Annotated in this window: 17 protein-coding genes and 2 pseudogenes; 12 read left to right on the top strand and 7 right to left on the bottom strand. The window is 35.0% G+C overall.

Annotated features, from left to right (window positions below; translation table 11 throughout):
- The first annotated feature begins 29 nt into the window (after window positions 1–29).
- The 6 genes from ccoG (at window position 30) to PGOND44_RS02235 (ending at window position 3,305) form a co-directional block, all read left to right on the top strand.
- Entirely contained in the window at window positions 30–1,451 is a 1,422-nt protein-coding gene (gene ccoG, locus PGOND44_RS02220; protein ID WP_003436128.1) for a cytochrome c oxidase accessory protein CcoG, read from the top strand.
- 168 nt (window positions 1,452–1,619) lie between these two features.
- Window positions 1,620–1,748, top strand: a complete 129-nt coding sequence (locus tag PGOND44_RS15995) for a hypothetical protein (RefSeq protein ID WP_003436130.1) — start codon at window positions 1,620–1,622, stop codon at window positions 1,746–1,748.
- A gap of 5 nt (window positions 1,749–1,753) precedes the next feature.
- The gene (locus tag PGOND44_RS02225; RefSeq protein WP_003436133.1) at window positions 1,754–2,200 is read left to right on the top strand and encodes a FixH family protein; all 447 of its coding nucleotides are present in this window, start codon (window positions 1,754–1,756) and stop codon (window positions 2,198–2,200) included.
- A gap of 2 nt (window positions 2,201–2,202) precedes the next feature.
- Window positions 2,203–2,910, top strand: coding sequence for a sulfite exporter TauE/SafE family protein (locus PGOND44_RS02230; RefSeq protein ID WP_040555693.1), 708 nt, complete (start codon window positions 2,203–2,205; stop codon window positions 2,908–2,910).
- A gap of 30 nt (window positions 2,911–2,940) precedes the next feature.
- Window positions 2,941–3,117 (top strand): hypothetical protein, encoded by a 177-nt coding sequence (locus PGOND44_RS15695; RefSeq protein WP_003436138.1) that lies wholly within the window; start codon window positions 2,941–2,943, stop codon window positions 3,115–3,117.
- Window positions 3,118–3,119: 2 nt separating this feature from the next.
- On the top strand, window positions 3,120–3,305 hold the full coding sequence (locus tag PGOND44_RS02235) for a hypothetical protein (RefSeq protein ID WP_003436140.1): 186 nt from the start codon (window positions 3,120–3,122) through the stop codon (window positions 3,303–3,305).
- A 708-nt stretch (window positions 3,306–4,013) separates the two neighbouring features.
- Here PGOND44_RS02235 and hemN read toward each other — a convergent pair.
- Entirely contained in the window at window positions 4,014–5,384 is a 1,371-nt protein-coding gene (gene hemN, locus PGOND44_RS02240) for an oxygen-independent coproporphyrinogen III oxidase (RefSeq protein WP_040555695.1), read from the bottom strand.
- Between the two features lie 583 nt (window positions 5,385–5,967).
- On the opposite strand from hemN, the gene PGOND44_RS15165 reads away from it, so the two are divergent.
- Window positions 5,968–6,144 carry a hypothetical protein gene (locus PGOND44_RS15165; RefSeq protein WP_003436146.1) on the top strand — a complete coding sequence of 59 codons (177 nt, stop codon included), beginning with the start codon at window positions 5,968–5,970 and terminating at the stop codon, window positions 6,142–6,144.
- Between the two features lie 416 nt (window positions 6,145–6,560).
- Here PGOND44_RS15165 and PGOND44_RS02250 read toward each other — a convergent pair whose 3' ends face one another.
- Complete coding sequence (locus PGOND44_RS02250) at window positions 6,561–7,166, bottom strand: hypothetical protein (RefSeq protein ID WP_003436154.1); 606 nt, start codon at window positions 7,164–7,166, stop codon at window positions 6,561–6,563.
- Between the two features lie 106 nt (window positions 7,167–7,272).
- Here PGOND44_RS02250 and PGOND44_RS02255 point away from each other — a divergent pair, with 106 nt between their 5' ends.
- A complete protein-coding gene (locus PGOND44_RS02255) occupies window positions 7,273–7,494 on the top strand; it encodes a hypothetical protein (protein WP_003436157.1) in 222 nt (73 codons plus the stop codon).
- Between the two features lie 352 nt (window positions 7,495–7,846).
- Here the strand turns inward: PGOND44_RS02255 and PGOND44_RS02260 are convergent.
- Window positions 7,847–8,814: pseudogene (locus PGOND44_RS02260) on the bottom strand (IS110 family RNA-guided transposase).
- Window positions 8,815–9,227: 413 nt separating this feature from the next.
- Between PGOND44_RS02260 and PGOND44_RS02265 the strand changes: the two are divergent.
- Window positions 9,228–10,085: a TlpA family protein disulfide reductase gene (locus PGOND44_RS02265; RefSeq protein ID WP_003436160.1), complete on the top strand. Its 858-nt coding sequence runs from the start codon at window positions 9,228–9,230 to the stop codon at window positions 10,083–10,085.
- 115 nt (window positions 10,086–10,200) lie between these two features.
- Here the strand turns inward: PGOND44_RS02265 and PGOND44_RS15795 are convergent.
- Window positions 10,201–10,419: pseudogene (locus PGOND44_RS15795) on the bottom strand (IS110 family transposase); the annotation flags it as partial.
- A gap of 449 nt (window positions 10,420–10,868) precedes the next feature.
- On the opposite strand from PGOND44_RS15795, the gene PGOND44_RS02270 reads away from it, so the two are divergent.
- Both PGOND44_RS02270 and PGOND44_RS02275 read left to right on the top strand, forming a co-directional pair.
- Window positions 10,869–11,690 (top strand): type IV toxin-antitoxin system AbiEi family antitoxin domain-containing protein, encoded by an 822-nt coding sequence (locus PGOND44_RS02270; RefSeq protein WP_040555696.1) that lies wholly within the window; start codon window positions 10,869–10,871, stop codon window positions 11,688–11,690.
- A complete protein-coding gene (locus tag PGOND44_RS02275) occupies window positions 11,687–12,490 on the top strand; it encodes a nucleotidyl transferase AbiEii/AbiGii toxin family protein (RefSeq protein WP_040555697.1) in 804 nt (267 codons plus the stop codon). Before PGOND44_RS02270 ends, PGOND44_RS02275 begins: the two co-directional genes overlap by 4 nt.
- A gap of 604 nt (window positions 12,491–13,094) precedes the next feature.
- On the opposite strand, the gene PGOND44_RS02280 is transcribed toward PGOND44_RS02275, so the two are convergent.
- A complete protein-coding gene (locus PGOND44_RS02280) occupies window positions 13,095–13,514 on the bottom strand; it encodes a 3D domain-containing protein (RefSeq protein ID WP_003436162.1) in 420 nt (139 codons plus the stop codon).
- Between the two features lie 563 nt (window positions 13,515–14,077).
- On the opposite strand from PGOND44_RS02280, the gene PGOND44_RS02285 reads away from it, so the two are divergent.
- Window positions 14,078–14,575 carry a hypothetical protein gene (locus tag PGOND44_RS02285; protein ID WP_003436164.1) on the top strand — a complete coding sequence of 166 codons (498 nt, stop codon included), beginning with the start codon at window positions 14,078–14,080 and terminating at the stop codon, window positions 14,573–14,575.
- Between the two features lie 57 nt (window positions 14,576–14,632).
- Here the strand turns inward: PGOND44_RS02285 and PGOND44_RS02290 are convergent, their stop codons facing one another.
- Both PGOND44_RS02290 and PGOND44_RS02295 read right to left on the bottom strand, forming a co-directional pair.
- Window positions 14,633–15,757, bottom strand: coding sequence for a mechanosensitive ion channel family protein (locus PGOND44_RS02290; RefSeq protein ID WP_003436166.1), 1,125 nt, complete (start codon window positions 15,755–15,757; stop codon window positions 14,633–14,635).
- 448 nt (window positions 15,758–16,205) lie between these two features.
- Entirely contained in the window at window positions 16,206–18,641 is a 2,436-nt protein-coding gene (locus PGOND44_RS02295; protein ID WP_003436168.1) for a TonB-dependent receptor domain-containing protein, read from the bottom strand.
- Window positions 18,642–18,710 lie beyond the last annotated feature (69 nt).

Raw genomic sequence — 18,710 nt, forward strand, 5'->3', positions numbered from 1 at the left:
GCTGATCTATACCGGCAAAACATAAACTAATGGCAGAACAAGGCAAGGATAATTTTAGAGATACCATCGGAACGCTGAATGAAGAAGGAGACAGAGCCTGGATATTTCCAAAAAAACCCGTTGGTAAATGGTACGAATACCGAAAATATGTGAGTTATGTGCTTTTAGCTTTCTTATTCGCTGCACCCTTTATTAAAATTGGCGGGCATCAATTTTTGTTATTTAATGTTTTAGAACGGCGGTTCAATATTTTCGGGTTTCCGTTTTGGCCTCAGGATTTTTACATTTTTGTGATCATGATGCTTACCGGAGTTGTTTTCATTATTCTCTTCACCGTCGCCTTTGGTAGACTTTTCTGCGGTTGGGTCTGTCCACAAACTATTTTTATGGAAATGGTATTCCGTAGGATTGAATATTGGATAGATGGCGACCGAGGTAAGCAGAAGCGTCTCGCAAAAATGCCCTGGAATAAAGAGAAGATCCGTAAGCGTTCTTTGAAATGGTTTGTCTTTTTTGTGATTTCCTTTTTAATTGCCAATGTTTTCTTGGCCTACCTCATAGGGAGTGATCGCCTAATACGATATATCACAGATGGACCCATGGAACATTTAAGTACTTTGGTTTCGCTAGTGATCTTTACAGGAGTATTTTATTTTGTATTCGCCTGGTTTAGAGAGCAGGTGTGTATCATCGTTTGTCCTTACGGAAGGCTGCAGGGCGCCTTACTCGATGATAAATCTATTGTTGTTGCTTACGATCATAAGCGTGGAGAAAAGGAAGAGGGGCGCGCCAAATTTAAGAAAAAAGAAGATCGCGAAGCTTCGGGAAAAGGGGATTGTATAGATTGCCATCAATGTGTGGATGTATGTCCTACTGGAATAGATATAAGAAATGGTACTCAACTGGAATGCGTTAACTGTACAGCCTGTATAGATGCTTGTAATATTATAATGGAAGCGGTGGATCTCCCTAAAGGTCTAATTCGCTATGCTAGTGAGGAGAATATAGAAAAGAAAACAAAATTTGAATTCACTCCGCGTTTAAAAGGGTATACAGTGGTCTTGGGGATATTGGTTTCGGTGCTGGTAGGGATGCTTTTTTTACGTAACGACGTAGAGGCAGATATCTTTAGACTACCAGGACAACTTTATGAATATAAAGCAGACAACCTCATAAGCAATGTGTACACCTATAAAATCATTAATAAAACGAATGCGGATATTGAAGATGTGCGTTTTGAGTTGATGTCTCATAAGGGAAGCGTTGAAATAGTAAGCCGAGACACCTTTACAATTCCTGCTGGAGGTATGGCAGAAGGGACGCTTTTTGTTGAATTGAATGCGGGTTCACTGAGTGGTGATAAGGATAAAGTTGTTATCGCAGTATTTAGCGGAGATGAACAGATTGAAACGACGCGAACAGCCTTTTTAGGACCGCGGACTTATAAGTAATTTGGGGTTTTAAAATGCGTGAGGGATAGTAGTGGAAAGCCCACAGCTCTCCTGAAGGCTTTCTGGAGAGCGAGGACTTGCAGCGTATAGCCCGACCTTTTTGATGCTTTTGCGAAAAAAGGGCACGCCCAAAACAGTATAAATTAAGTCAATATAAATTAAATCAGGATGAAGGAACAGATTAAGAAGGATTGCTGCCAAGGCTGCAAAAATGGTCAATCAGGAAAGAATCCTTCATGTAAGGCTAAAGGGATGAGCTCAAAACTCGATGCTGAAAAGCAACATACTAAAAAATAGAAATTATGAAAATAAATTGGGGAACAGGACTAGTCATTGGAATGGTGCTTTTTATAGGTTTCATTCTCGTCTTGGTGTATAAAATGACGACCGATCATAATCTTGAGCATGATTTGGTTACCGATGGGTATTACCAAAAAGAAATGGAGTTGCAAGAGGATATCTATGCACGGCAGAATTCTGTGGCTATGGAAGAGCAGATTACAGGACAGAAAACTACGAAGGGTTACTTGCTTGAGTTTCCAGAAAGCTACGATCCTAAGAACATAGAAGGCACTGTATTCCTTTACAGAACATCCAGCAAAAAACTGGATTTTGAACTTCCACTAGAACTTACAGATTCCAATTTTCTTATTCCTGATGAATTCTTGCTACAAGGCCGATGGAATATTACGATAGATTGGGAGTATGAAGGGAAAAAATTTCGTTTTAAAAAGGAGATAACCTATTAGGTATGTTGATTTCAGCACTCATATTCGGTTTGTTAGGAAGTTTTCACTGTGTGGGAATGTGCGGCCCTATTGCGTTTATGCTCCCCGTGGATCGTCATAATCCCGTAAAACGCGTACTGCAAATAATGAGCTATCATGCGGGAAGATTATTGACTTACGGCACTATTGGGTTGCTGTTTGGTTTCTTGGGCAGACGCCTCGATCTATTTGGATTCCAGCAGTACATTTCCGTTGCTGTTGGGGTCTTGATGATATTAGCAATTCTAGTACCTTCAAAATTATTTGGGCGTTATAATGGCTCTTCCTTTATGTACAAATGGGTAGGTAAAGTGAAAAGTGCTCTTGGGGCAGAATTGAAGCGGAAGTCGATGGATAGTTTCTTTACCATTGGTTTCTTAAATGGATTTTTACCTTGTGGTTTGGTCTATATGGCTGTTTTCGCTAGCATTGCTGCAGGAAGTGCTATTGAAGGTGGAGTGTATATGGTGTTTTTTGGGTTGGGAACTATCCCTCTCATGACAACAGCAACCTATTTAGGCAATTTCTTAAACGCTACTTTTAAACAACGCATTTTGAAGGTGATACCTGTATTTGTTGTGATTGTTGGAGTACTTTTTATTTTGAGAGGATTAGGTCTTGGAATTCCTTATGTATCACCTGCAGAAGGTGTGTCGATTGAACAGGTATCTGCAGAACAATCTTGTTATTAACTTTTATTTATAAACTTAAAATATATTCACATGAACACACATTTTTTACCACTTGTTAATTGGGGGCTTGGAACCATCATGATTGCTATTTTTGCTGTAGTTTGTGTCATCCTTGTAGCCGTGATTTATAGTCTTGCAAGCAGCGACAAGAAGGCACCCAATACGGAGTCGACAAAAGAATCTGAGCATACAAATTCAAATCCATAATTATGATATTATCTACGATACTACTTCAAGACCGATGGACTGGAGGATGGGTAGAATATGGTATTTACGGCATTGTCCTTATAGGCATTGCAGCATTCCTTATCTACAAGATCAGCAAAGGAAAAGATCGCAAGCAAAGAAATAAACGCTTGCGCGATGAAGATATAGAAAAGCGCCAAAAAGAGTGAAGCTCCACTAAAAAAGCAGCTTTCTCATCTCTCAATTTTTGTTGCCCCACCCCTAATGGGAGCAAAAAACCTCGACTAAGATTGCCTAGCTTTTTTTACCCCGCTCCTAAATAGAGCAAAAATCCACGCCTAAGGTTGACTGATTTTTTTGTTGCTCCACCCCTAAAGGGAGCAAAAATCCACGCCTAAGGTTGACTGATTTTTTTCACCCCACTCCTAAAGGGAGCAAAAATCCTCGCCTAAGGTTGACTGATTTTTTTTTGCCCCTCTCCTAAAGGAGCAAAAATACACGCCTAAGGTTGACTGATTTTTTTTACCCCACCCCTAAAGGGAGCAAAAAACCTCGACTAAGATTGCCTAGCTTTTGTTTCACCGCCCCTAAATAGAGCAAAAATCCACGCCTAAGGTTGACTGATTTTGCTTGCCCCGCTCCTAAAGGGAGCAAAAATACACGCCTAAGGTTGACTGATTTTTGTTGCCCCACTCCTAAAGGGAGCAAAAATCCAAGGTCAGTTATTGGCTTTTACAATAGCGACATCCTTTAGTCCCGATAATTATTGGTAGGGCAAAACGATAGTCGGCTAATTAATGTTTAGCGATGTTAACGGACAATGCAAAATTTTAATAGCTAGCTGCTTCGAAGCAGCTTCAGAACGAAAGTGTACTTCATTTTGAACCCCTCTTTTTGACTAAATTCTAAAATTAGAATTAAACAGTCATTGAGAACAATTTGGTTTCTGGTTTTTTACGTTGCAATCTCAGGTCAAATGGCAAGCACACGTTACGAACAAAGGGTTTTCCTGCTTCTGTAACGGCAATACTATCTTCAGCTATGTCTACCAATCCGTCTGCCTCCATTTCTGAAAGCTTAAACACGATATCCTCCATTTGAGGGATTTGAAGATGTTCCTCTTTCCAAGAGGTTTTGAAACTGCACATTAAGTTGAGAATATGTTTACGGATGATGAGGTCTTCCTCAGTTAATAGGTGACCACGCAGTAAGGGTAAAGTGTCCTTTCGCATCAACTCATAATAGTCTTTTAAGGTTTTTACATTCTGCGCAAAGCCATACCAGCTATCTCCAATGGCCGAAACTCCAAGACCTATCATGACATCGGTTTTTGAAGAGTTATAACCCATAAAATTACGATGGATCTGTCCTTTTTGTTGTGCTTTATAAAGGTCATCTGTTTTTAAGGCAAAATGATCCATACCTATCTCTACGTAACCAGCCTCTAGCAATCCCTTTTTACCAGTTTCGTATTGCAAGCGTTTTTGCTCTGGCGTTGGTAAGTTTTCTTCGCTATAGCCACGTTGTCCATTTCCTTTTATCCACGGCACATGAGCATAACTGTAAAAGGCAATACGATCTGGCATTAACGCAATGGTCTGTTTTATAGTATGGAGGACGTGCTCCTGTGTTTGGAAAGGCAGTCCAAAAATAATATCGTGTCCTACAGAGGAGAAACCCGCTTCGCGAGCCGTTTTTGTAGCCTGTTCTACATGCTCGAAAGGTTGAATGCGGTTAATGGCTTTTTGCACGGTTTCATTATAATCTTGAACACCGTAACATACTCTAGTGAAACCGTTATGGTTAAACATTTCTAGGTGCTCTTTTGTTGTATTGTTAGGATGACCTTCAAAACTGAATTCGCAATCTGCAGCCTTATCTGCTATCTTAAAAATGCCCATTAGCAATTCCTCCAAATTTTCGACAGAAAAGAAAGTTGGCGTTCCTCCACCTAGATGAAGTTGCTGAATGACTAGTCCATCTCCCAGAACCTCTCTATACATAGAAAGTTCTTTAAGTAAAGCCTTAATGTAGGGCAGTTCTAGAGTGTGATTTTTGGTAATTCGCTTTGTACATCCGCAGAAGGTACACATGCTCTCACAAAAGGGTAAGTGGATATAGAGGCTAATATGTTTTGCTTTAGGTGTAACTCCCAATCCTCTCTGTAGGCTATTTTTCCATTTGTCGACTGTAAAGCTACTCTCATCCCAATAGGGAACAGTAGGGTAGCTTGTATATCGAGGGCCTGGGACATTGTATTTTGAGACAAGTCTGTTTTTTGTAGTCATAGTCTTTGAGTTATGATAATTACCAATTAAGCGGTGTTTTATTTTAAAAATAATATAGCTTAAGGCTTATTAGCTTCATGCGAAAATAGGAGGGATGTCTCGAGTATTCGATGACTTTAATCAGTTTACAAAAAGATTTTAATGGTAAATAAGAGCTTGAGTTTTTAAGGCAATTCTATAAGAATATACACTCCCTCAAAATTTAAAACTAGGAGAGTTGGTCTAGCCTATTTTAAGTACAAATGGTCTCTGGATTAAATTCATGGTATGTTTTTCAAAAGAATTTATTCTGAATTTGTTCGCAACTCTATTTTATGCTCTACGATACATTTCTTAACAGTTCATCTTAGCTTTCAACATCCATCTTGGAGGGGTATTATGAAGAAGGTTCTGCGATTATATGGTTATTTTGAAGTTTGATTTTATGAAATTAATTTTTAATAAGTAATATTTAGGGAATACAATGCCTGACTATGATAAAAAGAAATTGGAACTTAAAATTAAAAATCGTTTTGGGGCTGGTAAAGCGATTATTTTAAGAGGTTAGAGACAGGTAGGTAAGACCACTTTATTCAATAAACTAGTGGAAGAAAATGAATATCTTTTTCTAAATGGAGAGGATCTAAGGGTTAGAAGATTAGTATTGAATCCCAAATTAGATCAACTTAAAAATACCATTGCGAACTTCAAAATTATTTTTATAGATGAAGCTCAACGAATAGATAACATAGGGCTTATTTTAAAATTGATCACAGACTAACTAAAACCTGTTCGATTGGTATTCCAGGCCAAGAGATGGAGTATCTATTATACCCCATCTCTTGGCCTGAATTTGAATCAAATATCGGTTATCTCAAGGCTGAGCAACACTAAGAGTTGAAGAGTAATAACCTTCAAGATTTCAACGTTTATTAAAGTATGTTTTTAATGTTAAGACTTTTAAGACGATAAAAAATCACTAGATTTATACAATGAATAACGTCTCTGTATATGGCTCGTAGCGTGCAAATTAAACAAATAGTTTCGGATGAAGCACGAGCCGAATTTTTAAATTTTTCTTATTATCTTTTTTTACTAATAAGCCAAATTTAAAAATTTGGCGAACTCGCAAATATGCCTTAACTTAGATTAAGCAAATGACTAGCTATGAGCCATATATGTTGTTGTAAAATGTTTTTATTCCACAATAATTGGTTTTGGCAATATTCCTCTATCCTCAAACATAAAACCGAAGTTAGGCTTATTTTCCATTGCGTTTAATTCCTTAATTATATTTAAAAGTAGTTTTTTAGTTTGAGCTATATTTTTAGTGCTATCAATGTTTATACTAATCAACTTTTTCTCGTCTGCAAGAGAATAATTTCTATTATTACTCGGATTAAATAAATGATTTGTCAGAGCAAATTTCAAACTATCTATTGGAAATTTAAGCTCGTAGTTTACAGTAATACTATCAGTATTTACATAAAGTATTTCCCTCAATTTGTAATCAAATATACTCTCGCAAAATTGTAACGGTTGGATTTTATAGATTTTATCTTCTGTTTCCAATTTGAATATTGCGTATTCTCGTAAACAATCTGTTTCGTCCTGAATTTTTATTACTTCATTGAAGTTTTTAAGTGTATCAATATCATATTCAACTAATTCGTTATCTGCCAATCGAAAAGTCATAAAATGTTGGATTGGTTTTTCAATCGCTAGTTGTTTCGTTTCGCTGTTATTCTGTCCGCAATTCGATAGCAGAAAACTCAATATTAATATGACAATGGTTTTTTTCAAATGTTTTACAACAAAGAGATAACACAACTTGTTGTGTTATCTCTTTGTTGCCATCCATTGAAAAAAAACCGTTACAGAAATAACGATATTTTAAAAAATAGAAATTATGATTAAGTTTTGGACAATAGCAATATTGATTTTTATAGTAGCAACATTCATACTTGCCAAATTGACTTTAAAAAAACAAAGGAAAGAAATGGGAGACAGAGTTTGGAAATTATGGGATGGAAGAGCAACATATTGGCAACTTCTAACCTTAAGTAGTTTTGGAATAACAGTAGGAATTATGTTTGTTATGTATTGGATAGGAATTCCTATTTTACCATAAATTCGTTATGGAATTTGTCACTCAATCGGAATTGAAATTGTTTGCGGAATCGAAAATATGAATTGAAAAACAAAAAGCAAATTGTGTGCGGAATTTAGCAAGTTGCTGAATTGCTCACTAAACGTAATAAAAAAGTTTGCGGATTAAAACGCTGAATAAATTAACTCAAACACTGAAATTTTTAAAATAGAATTTAGATGAATAATTTAAACTCTGAAAAACAACGAAATGGCAACAAAGAACTGTGGCTAAAAACAACTCTTTTCTACTTTAATTTGAAACACTAGTAGTCTTCACTCATAGATTCGTAAAACTGATTCTTTGAGCTTTTTTAATTGATTTTATTCTATATTCATTTAGGCAACACAGAAACGTAACTTTCATCATAAGGCCTTCCAGATTTTGCGATATCAAAACAGTGCCTGAGTATCTTGTTGGCTACGGCAATTAAAGCTAGTTTTTTGCTTTTTCCTTTGTTTACTATGCGCTCAAAAAGTTCCCGACATGCTTTGTTGTGCTTACAGGCATTGAAAGAACATAAAAACAGCAGATTTCGCAGCTTTTATTACCCACTTTACTTATACGTGCCCTGCCTCTCACACTGCTCCCAGACTCTCTTGTCGTTGGGGTGATGCCGACATAGCTGCAAAGTTGTGAGGCTGTTTAAAACTTAGAAAACCCATCAGTAACTATGATTAAAAACAAAGCTGTTTTCTGGCCTATGCCAGGTACGCTAATAAGCAATGTGAGTTGTTGTTGCTGGTCCTCTTTTACTAGAGAAAGAATCTTTTCTTCAATAGCTTTTATCTCAATATCATAATGCTTCTTGTTTCGTCTCAAAGATCGATATGTGAACTTTGATGGAATACCTAATACTTCTTCTCCGTGCATTTTATTCTTGGTAGCAGTACGATGTTTTATAAAATTATCTAGCACTCTAAATAACTGTAAACATTCACTCTGTACATCTGTTAAAGCAGTATATAAGGGTATTTCGTTAATCAAGGCAAATTCACAGATCATTTTAGCATCACTCTTATCTGTTTTTATTTTTGCTAATTTCATTTGTATAAAACGCTTTATTATTAAAGGGTTTATGACAGAGACTACCACATCATTTTTGTAAAGAAACTGAGCGAGTCTGTAATGATAATAGCCTGTAGCTTCCATGGCTACTAAACAATCAGAAGGTAATCTTTTAAGAAACTTCTTAAAACCTGACTCATCATTTTTATACTGATTATGACCTGTAGTACTACCATGTACATCAAAGACATCTTTGCTGATGTCAACTCCGAAAGTTTCTTTATATTTATTCATAAGAATTGATTTATGAAAGAACCAGCTACTTTACTCACAAAAACACTACGACAAGCTCAGTACAGGCTTGAAAACGAGATCTAAAGTCTCACAGTCCCGATAGGTATCGGGAGATCGTGATTTTAGGAGTAAAAGAGAGAGGATTATTCCCGAGGCTTCGGGATTGTCGAAGTTTGAAACTTCACCGTATATAGTAACCTTAATTCTCTCCTTTGTTCTTTCTGATCAATAACTAAAACTAAGTATTTTACTAGAAATCAAACTTAAGCAGTATATATTTTATTGCTAGGCTGTGTTTAATGATTACCACGGAAATTTTATCGAATTTCCTACAGTAGTACCTTTTTTGTTATCTTAGTGCTTAAGCAGCAAACCATATACCAAACGTTATGCATCATTTAAACAAAAAAAATATGAAAAATCTTTTATTCATTTTAATAATTCTGAGCATTTGTTCTTGTAAGGAACAGTCTGATAAAACTTTAAACACAAAAGAAAAATTTGAACCTCTTGTAAATGTTGAAAATATAATATCAGATTATAAGAAATGGTATTCATATTATTATTACGATATATCATTATCATCAGATTTCAGACCTCTAAATGAAAAATCAGAAGTAATCACAAAAGATAAATTTCTTAATGAACTTACTTCAGGAAAGTATATGCCCATAGAAATTAAATCCGATAGTTTGAAAATTTACAAATTATATACAATACCGCCGGATGTAAATAAATCGATTTCGAGTACAATTAAAGCTACTGCTAAAGTTGCTTACAGCTTTTATAAAATGGAGGGCATGAAATTTCCAGAGTTTGAATTTATAGATATGAAGGGCATGCATTATAATAACGATAGTCTTATAGGAAAAAAAACTATAATAAAAACTTGGTTTATTGCTTGCAAACCTTGTATAGCGGAAATACCAGAATTAAACGAATTAGTGGAAAACTATCGTAACAAAAAGAATATCCAATTTCTAAGTTTGGCACTCGATAAAAAAGAACCATTAATAAAATTCTTAAATAAAAAAGAGTTTAAGTATGAAGTTATTTCAGAACAAGAAAACTTAATTCAAAATAAATTAAATTTAAGAGGATATCCAACTCACCTTATAATTGACAAAAAAGGACATATAGAAAAAGTTTTAGATACAGCATCAGAATTAATTACATATTTAGAAAACAAACAACCAGTAAAACAAAAAGAATCAAATCTTCCGCCGCCGCCATCTGCGTCAAATGTAAACTCTGATAAAAACGATGCATAACAAAGAACTGAGGTAAAAAACAACTCTTTTCTAATTTAATTTGAAACACTAGTAGTCTAGGCTCATGGATTCGTAAAACTGATTCTTTGAGCTTTTTTAATTGATTTTCCTCTATTTATTTAGGCAACACAGAAACGTAATTTTCATCATAAGGTCTACCAGATTTAGCAATTGCAAAGGCTTGTTTCAACAGCTTATTAACTGCAAATAATGCTAGTTTTTTACTCTTGCCTTTGTTTTCAATACGCTCATAAAGTTCCCGACACGCTTTGTTGTGCTTTCAGGTCTTTAAACTGCACATGAATAATAAATTACGACGTTTTTGATTGCCTATTAGTAGCTATGACTCAGCATATCTATAAGTGTTACTAGGGTATTCCTTAAATATTTATAATAGATTGTACTCTAAAAATGTGATTTGAGAGTTAGATTAATTAGCTCTTAGATTTCAGCGTTTATTAAAGTCTGTTTCTAATATTAAGACTTTTAAAACAATAAAAAATTATTAGATTTATAATGTGATTAAATGGGGATAACTCAACTTGTTGTTTTACTCATAGGTTAGTCACAAACTAAAAAGCCAATGCACAATCAAGCATATTTCATTTTTATTGTGCCTCAAAAAATAAAAATAGCTTGCCTTTTGCCACCGCCACCCAGACCAAATAAATTATGTTTCATATCAGTTTAGACAGGATTAAACTGACTTAATTACGTTAAAAAGTAAATTTTGTGTATAATTATTTGTATCATTGTGGTCAGTTTTAAACTGACAGATAGACTATGAGAATAAAAAACATATCAACTCAATCAAATAATATTCTAGCTTATTTCAATACGTTAGACCAAGATTGTTTTGCTTATGCTGAAGCAGAAAATGCATTACCTAATTCGAGCAATAGTGCCTTAAAGGAATTATTGAGTGATATGGTAAAAAGGGGACTTTTAATGCGTTTAAAAAAAGGTCTCTACTATATCATTCCTTATGAAAAAGACGCGGAATCTTTTATGCCTGATTGGCATCTCATTGCAGGACATCTTTCAAAAGGAGACAATCACTATATTGGTTATTACTCTGCCTTGCAAATACACAATTTGATTACTCAACCATCACTAAAAGAACAAATTGTTGTTTCAAAACAAATTCGACCTTCAATAATTAAACTAAAGAATGTTGATTTTCAATTCATTTACCACAACGAAAACCATTTTTTTGGAGCTAAAAAAATATGGATTGATAGCTTTAACAAAGTCCTTTGTTCTGATTTAGAAAAAACATTTATTGACTGCTTGTTTAAGCCTGATTATGCAGGTGGAATAGTTGAAATAGCTAGAGCAATTTATACTTCAAAAGATATAATTAAGTTCGATAGACTTTTTGAATATGCAGAACTCTTCAAATCGCAAGCGGTTATTAAACGTTTAGGGTTTTTATTAGAAATATTAGAAATAGAGACCGATATTATTCCTAAGCTGAACAGGATAAAAACAGCATCTTACGTGCTTTTAGACACCGAATTACCAAAATCAGGTAAGATGATTAGTCGTTGGAGTATTCACCAAAATTTAGAAACGGAAACCATTAAATCAGCTATTTACACGTGATAAAACCAGGAGAAATACAAAACATAGCTCGTGCAGCTGGTGTACGAGACCAGCAAATCGAAAAAGATTATATGCTTTCTTGGATTCTTCAAGGCGTCTCTGAACATTCAACACTTTCAAAAGCAATTGTTTTTAAAGGTGGAACGGTTTTAAAGAAAGTGTATTTTGAAGATTACCGATTTTCAGAAGACCTTGATTTTACTTTACTTGATACCGCTGTAAGCGACGAGCAAATTTTTGAATGGTTCGCAGAAGTGTTTGAATATATAAAAGAAGAAGCAAATATTCCGCTTGAAATTATTGATAATAACGAACATCAAGATGGCGACATTAATTTCTACATCAGCTATGTTGGTCCGCTTGGTGGTTTGGGTGCAAACAAAAAAGTGAAAGTTGACATTTCTAGAAGTGAAGAATTAGTATTTGAACCTGTTTTAAATAAAGTATTTATTAGCTATTCCGACCAAGAAGAACACCAATTACTGTGCTATTCTTTAGAAGAAGTATTGGTTGAAAAGCTACGTTGTGTCATGCAAAGAATGCAGGCTAGAGATTTTTACGACATTTGGTATTTGTTGGAAGTGCAGCATATGGATATTGATTTTTACACTGCAGAATTTAGGCAAAAATGTAAAAACAAAGAAATTAACCCAACGGAATTTCATACTAAACTCGAACAAAGGTTACCTCAATACAAAGGACGTTGGCAAAAATCTATGGCAGACCAAATTCAAGGTTTACCAGACTTTGAAACTGTTTTACGTGAAGTAATGCGTCATTTAAGAAAATTAGAGTTATAACAGAAATCGGATAAACAAGTCAACGCTAAAAGCCATACACATTTGCCATTCGCTTCAGCCACCACAAAAAATTCAAAATTGCAAAAGAGTATGTCTTTACCAAGGCTAGCAAGTTTGCGGAAAGAAAAAACGCCTACCAACAAATAACTGAGGTAAAAAACAACTCTTTTCTACTTTAATTTGAAACACCAGTATTCTAGGCTCATGGATTCATAAAACTGATTCTTTGAGCTTTTTTAATTGATTTTTCTCTATTTATTTAGGCAACACAAAAAAGTAACTTTCATCATATGGCCTGCCTGCTAAGGCACGATATGAAGGCTCAGTGGAGTCAAATATATATCTTGTTGACTGATCTGGGATTGCTGGTAAGGAGGAAATCGACGATTAGACAGGGACCTTAAAATAGGATAAGGTCGGTTTTACATTAAATTAGGCACTTTTTTTCTTTGATGGTCACTTGAAGCAACTGCTTTTTGGGTTGGTTTGTTTTATAAGAATTTCACTTGATTTAGCCCATTTTTCTTCAGTTTAAGTAATACTCTATTAGTGCTATTTTAAAACGGTTTTTTAAAATTCTTGTATTCCAGTAGTTTTATCTTTTCTAATCCTTTAGACTTTCTTCTCTATAATATTGGATCTCTACTTTTTTCTTACCCCATTCGAGGGCGGCTTCTTCATCCAAACCCATATAAATATCTATTTTACTTTCCCAGCGTTTGTTCATCTTATCCTTTACGATATAAGCGCCCTCTAGACCGTCTATTTTGACTTCTTCGTTGTGGCTTAGCCCCTTTTTTATAAGGTCACGGGATACCGCAATGGCTTTTTCACCAGGGACTAGGGTATCTCCCCAAGCGGCTAACCCTACGTTTCCTTTTTTGGTCTGGCTTTCAACAGAATTATAGGCTGTAGCGGTTACTGTTAATGTCGTATTTTTTTCTTTGGTTTCGGCACAACCTATTAGTAGTATTGCTATTGAAATAAATGCTAGGGCAGTTGTGTGTCTTTTAATTTTGATCATTTCAGAATATACAAAAAACCTGTGAATGCTTGAGATACATGGCTTATGTTGTATTTTGTGATTTAAAACTGATAGCTTCGATACACTCTAGTCTCCCTAAGTTCAAGACTTCCAAGAGTATAAGCCCTGTAAAACAACAAAAAAATTGATCCTCAAATAAAGTGATTTAGATGAATACTCTTATCTATAAAAAAAAGATATGTGGTATTTTACAAAGATAACTTCAAAGTCAGTAGGAGAAGGCTAGGGGAGAACTATTTTTAATTTTATTTTTAAGGTTTTACAGGCGTTTTTAACTAATCTAGGCATCGGTTACATCGGATTAGTACCTTTTTAACAAGAATTGAATAAAAATAGGGTTTTATAGTACTTTATTTCAATAGGGGAGGGAGCCAAACTTTTTTTGAAAGCATTAATCTTTAAAGGGAGAAACCTTTTTTTAGTAACCAGCCTAAAGTATTTCATGATATTTATCAGTTTAAGAACTATTTTGAAGATCAGGAGTAGCTTAAAAACTGTCACCAAAGAAAAAAGATTTACTTTTAAATTTATATTTAAGAGCGATGCCACTTTCGAATGACATTATATTACGGCCACGATTTAAATGGAGTGTAGCTGAAAATCCAGAGATAGTACTTGATAGGTTAGAACAGTCGGGTAAAATTTCAACTGACTTTGTGGTGAGTCGGGTAGACCCACATATTTTTATTCGCATTCCAAAACCTAAACAGCACTTTTGGTCACCACAATTACATCTAGAAATAATTAAGAATGCTGATAATGGGGCATTGGTTCATGGTCTATTTGGTCCTAACCCAACAGTTTGGACCATGTTTATGTTCGTTCACTTCGTGGCGGCAATTCTTATTATTGCTATAAGTATATGGTTATATACTGCTGTATCTTTAGGTCAAGAGCTGTTATTACCACTTTTACTTTTGATGGTATTGATTCTACTTTGGGTAAGTTTATATATTATGGGGCGTTTAGGAAAGCGAAAAGGAACACAAGAAATGAAGAATCTCCATGGGTTTATGAAAAACGCTTTAAAGGATTTTTAAAATCCTAGGAGGATAATGGATATGAATATCAAATTTTACTTATTTAAGCTCCGTGTTTTACTGCTCGGTTTTGCCTTCAGTCCTTACGTTTACAGGATCTCCCTTTTCTGTTTTTAAAATGATATTTAGGTATGGATATGCCAAATCAATACCTTCGGCATCAAAGCGTTCTTTGATAGATTCATTAACATCGCATCTCAATTGAAAAGAGTCTATAAAGGTTTTAGACCAGGCCCATGCTCTTATGTTTAAGGTGGATTCGTCAATTCTGGTTAGAGCAGTTTTTACAATAGGCTTTTCGTCCATTTTTTCAGCTAGACTTCTATTATCATAAATAAGAGGATGTTTTTCGCATACTTCCCGCATAATTTTCTTTGCAAGTTTTACATCGCTATCATAAGAAATACCCATTTCTATAAACTCACAGCATTTGAGTTCGTTCAAATTATAGTTGATTAGTTTTTCTTTATTAATGATGGAGTTTGGGATGACAATCATTTTATTCTCAAAATTACGGATGATCGTATGGCGAAGCGTAATGTCTGTTACTGTACCAACCATTGTATCGGATATTTTTACGATGTCACCAATTTTAAAGGGTTTAAAAGAGATAATGAAGACTCCACCTACCACATTCGCAAGCGCCTCTTGTGAAGCTACACCCAAAATAAGAGCAAGAATTCCGGCACCACCTAGGGCCGTTTGTGCAACGCCTCGTAAAGATGGAAATGCTAATAGTGAAAGAACAAGGCCAGTAAAATAAATAGCAAAAACCACAACATATCTAAGGAATTTATAGCTGGTAGGGTCTTCATTATTTGCTATTTTATTTCTGACACGTTTTTTGAACCACAGGTTTGTAGAGGTAGCAAAAACTATGGTAAAAACAGCCAATACTCCTATATATAGAACTAGTTTTAAATCTGCATTAAGCGCTGAATATTTTTCATCATCTACAAAAATATAGCTCAAAGAAATCAGCCCTAGAATGGTCCATAAAATGTTAAGCACCCGTTTTATTAAAACAATTGGAGTAGTTGCTTCGCCTGGAAACTTTTCTTGTTCTTTTTTGAGGAGCCATTTATAAAGCCTGTGGGTAAGGAAGAGCAAAACAATGTATAAAAAAATAACAAGAGCCGCCCAAATGATATCTGATTTGTAAGTGTAAAAAAAATCTTTCATTTTCACTTGTATTTTAGTCTTTCATAATTATTTAATTTCCTATATAATTGACAGCCTAGACGTTTACTTAGTTTATGTTAACCTAAGAATCCGAAAACTGATATGACGCTTGAAGTTTTTTTTTGATTCATAACCACCATTAAATGATCGTATTTTATGTAATCAGTTAATTTCTAAATCTACTAATTTTCAAGATCATTTATAGGTTTTCGCTATGTTTTAAATCCTCCTTCAAAATAAGAGAGATATACTTATTTATAGTTGGGACTTCGCTATATCTTCAAGTTTTAAGTTGAATAAAAAATACGATTGCAGACATTGGATTGTTAACAACATAGGGTTAACGATTTATTGCGCGATTATAGGTTTAAAATGGTATGAGCAAATAGCGCAAAGGCGATCTTTATTTTAGAGAATCGAAGGTTTATTGTGTATTCAGAATTATAAATTACAATCTAAATTCTAGCAATGCATAGAAGGTTCTTGGCTGGCTGGGTAAAATACCTGGCCCTGGATAGCCTGTGGCTCTTCGGGTAAAATAACTATTATTTAGGACATTATTAACACCAGTCTCTAGTGTAAATTGCTTGTACGTATACTGAAAAGACGTGTCTAAAATTCCATAAGAAGGAATTTCTCCCACAATACCACTAGCGCTGTTAAAATCTCTTTCGGCGTTAGACGCATCTGTAAATTGCTCGCCCAAATAGGTGTATTGAAAACTTCCTAAAAAGTTTTTGTAGCCAAAACCCATTCCTGTTTTGAAATTGACAAGAGGAATAAACTCCACCTTGTTACCAGTTACATTATTAAACTCCGAAGAAATATATTCACTTTCTGTAATGGCCAAATTGGAAAACACATTGAGCTTATAATCTTCTTTTTTGAAAAAAGTTTCGTTGATATTCCAGTCTATAAATGTTTCTATACCATAACTCACTGCATCTCCAATATTACTTCTAAAACGCTCTACACCACCAAAATTCCCTGCTCTGTTGACAACGCCTAAACGATCGTTATAGCGCAGCAAAAATCCACCCACGTCATATCGTACCAATCGATCAAAGCTTCCTCTAGCGCCAATATCGAAAGTGTATCCATTTTCGTCACTTATATTTTCATCTATCACAATGGAAGGGTTCACTATCCTAATATCATCGAAGGTTACAGAGCGATAATTCTGACTCACATTTCCATAAAGCTCTATGCTTTTACTCGCATCATAACTGAGGCCTAAGCCTAATAATAAAAAATTACGCTCAAAACTTCTATCCTCTTCAATTGTTTCATTTAAAATAGGGTTATCAGCATTATCTAGATTTATGTTCTTAAAAAAGCCATCAGCATTGGTTTTAATATATTCAAAACGGGCTCCTGGAGTTACTTTAAATCCTTCTGCAACATTGAAAATTTGCTCCCCAAACAAGGCGATATTAGTGTTTGGAAATGTGTATTGATTTTGACGAGTGTAATTAGGAAATTCATCTAAAGCAAAATCAAAATCAGCATCACTATTAGTGCTCCCAGGGCCTTGCTGAGAGGTATTATTAGACTGATAAAATTTCGCCCCAATAAGTGCTGTCGTCGGGGCATTCAATAGGGTGTATTCACTAAGAAATCTCCCTTCTGCTCCCCAATTATCAAAATTGCCTACAATTAGCTCTCTGGGGGCATCAAGATCGTCTGCTTGTGATACTCGGTTTTCTCTAAAACCAACCGATTCCCTAGAAGCGTCTAAGGCAAAAACATTCAGGCTAGCTCTAGTGTTTGTTGAAAAATCATGGGTGAGTTTTAGGGCATACAATTTCCAGTCTACCTCAAACCAATTACGAGTCCTGTTGCTAAAACTAGGATCTTCTTCAAACTGAGCGTCGGTTAAACCTCCTGGTTGTTGGGCCAAATAATTTAAAGAGGAAAACTCAAACACCGCTTTGGTTTTTTCTGAAAATTGATACCCCAGGTGTGCAAAACCTGTAAAGGATTCAAATTGAGAATTAGGTCTAAAGTCATTCCCGTTTTTATAATTGCCGTAGGCATAGTAACTGAATTTACCAACTGTGCCACTCACGCTATTAAAGCTTGTAAACAAATCATAACTCCCCACAGACTGCCTAGAAATCCATTCTATTTTTTTGTTGGGATTGGGTTTTTTTAATTTAAAATTAATGAGTCCGCCAAATTGTGTCCCGTATTGCAGAGAAGCTGCACCCCTCACTATTTGGATTTCTTCAAGTGCCTCAGCAGGTGGTGTATAATAACTCTCCGGATAACCTAGCACATCTGCGCTGATATCATAGCCGTTTTGACGGGTATTAAAATTAGCTGTCCTATTAGGGTTCAAGCCACGTGCGCCAATATTTAGTTGTAGCCCTGCATCATTATTTTCATAAATATTAAGCCCCATTACTTGTGCATAAATTTGGCGCGCGTTTCCACTAGCAAGATTTACGGTAAGATTATCCATCACGACGACTTCACTTTTTTTACCGGCATAAATGGCCGTACCTTCTACATCTCTCAATTGTTTTAAAGCAAAAATCTTTTCTTTTCGCTTAGTAATAACGACTTCACTTAAAGACTCGCCCAAAGGTTGTAATTCAAAATTAAGTTTTGTATTGGTGTCAATTTCTATAGATACTTCAAAGACATCAAAGGCAAAAGCAAATGCCGCAATACTATAAGTGCCCGCAGGAACATTTTTAAAAATATATTCGCCGTTTTCATTTGTCTTTACTGAAGTAGATAAAGTTATATTATACACCTCGGCATTGGCAATAGGTAATTGATCTATGTCAGAATCTATGGTGCCTGAAATGCTGTATTGGCCAAAAGCGTGAAAATTTAGAATTAATAAAAAAATACTGATTAATATTCTCAATTGCATAAAGTTTTATTGTGATGATTTTGATCCTTGTAGTTAGATGACCTCATTTTTAGAAATGCTGAAAAGACT

Source organism: Psychroflexus gondwanensis ACAM 44 (genome assembly GCF_000355905.1).
Lineage (GTDB): Bacteria > Bacteroidota > Bacteroidia > Flavobacteriales > Flavobacteriaceae > Psychroflexus > Psychroflexus gondwanensis.

Coding starts and splice junctions, on each gene's coding strand:
- ccoG (WP_003436128.1), top strand. CDS start 30: ATGGCAGAACAAGGCAAGGATAATTTTAGAGATACCATCGGAACGCTG.
- PGOND44_RS15995 (WP_003436130.1), top strand. CDS start 1,620: ATGAAGGAACAGATTAAGAAGGATTGCTGCCAAGGCTGCAAAAATGGT.
- PGOND44_RS02225 (WP_003436133.1), top strand. CDS start 1,754: ATGAAAATAAATTGGGGAACAGGACTAGTCATTGGAATGGTGCTTTTT.
- PGOND44_RS02230 (WP_040555693.1), top strand. CDS start 2,203: ATGTTGATTTCAGCACTCATATTCGGTTTGTTAGGAAGTTTTCACTGT.
- PGOND44_RS15695 (WP_003436138.1), top strand. CDS start 2,941: ATGAACACACATTTTTTACCACTTGTTAATTGGGGGCTTGGAACCATC.
- PGOND44_RS02235 (WP_003436140.1), top strand. CDS start 3,120: ATGATATTATCTACGATACTACTTCAAGACCGATGGACTGGAGGATGG.
- hemN (WP_040555695.1), bottom strand. CDS start 5,384: ATGACTACAAAAAACAGACTTGTCTCAAAATACAATGTCCCAGGCCCT.
- PGOND44_RS02255 (WP_003436157.1), top strand. CDS start 7,273: ATGATTAAGTTTTGGACAATAGCAATATTGATTTTTATAGTAGCAACA.
- PGOND44_RS02265 (WP_003436160.1), top strand. CDS start 9,228: ATGAAAAATCTTTTATTCATTTTAATAATTCTGAGCATTTGTTCTTGT.
- PGOND44_RS02270 (WP_040555696.1), top strand. CDS start 10,869: ATGAGAATAAAAAACATATCAACTCAATCAAATAATATTCTAGCTTAT.
- PGOND44_RS02280 (WP_003436162.1), bottom strand. CDS start 13,514: ATGATCAAAATTAAAAGACACACAACTGCCCTAGCATTTATTTCAATA.
- PGOND44_RS02285 (WP_003436164.1), top strand. CDS start 14,078: ATGCCACTTTCGAATGACATTATATTACGGCCACGATTTAAATGGAGT.
- PGOND44_RS02290 (WP_003436166.1), bottom strand. CDS start 15,757: ATGAAAGATTTTTTTTACACTTACAAATCAGATATCATTTGGGCGGCT.
- PGOND44_RS02295 (WP_003436168.1), bottom strand. CDS start 18,641: ATGCAATTGAGAATATTAATCAGTATTTTTTTATTAATTCTAAATTTT.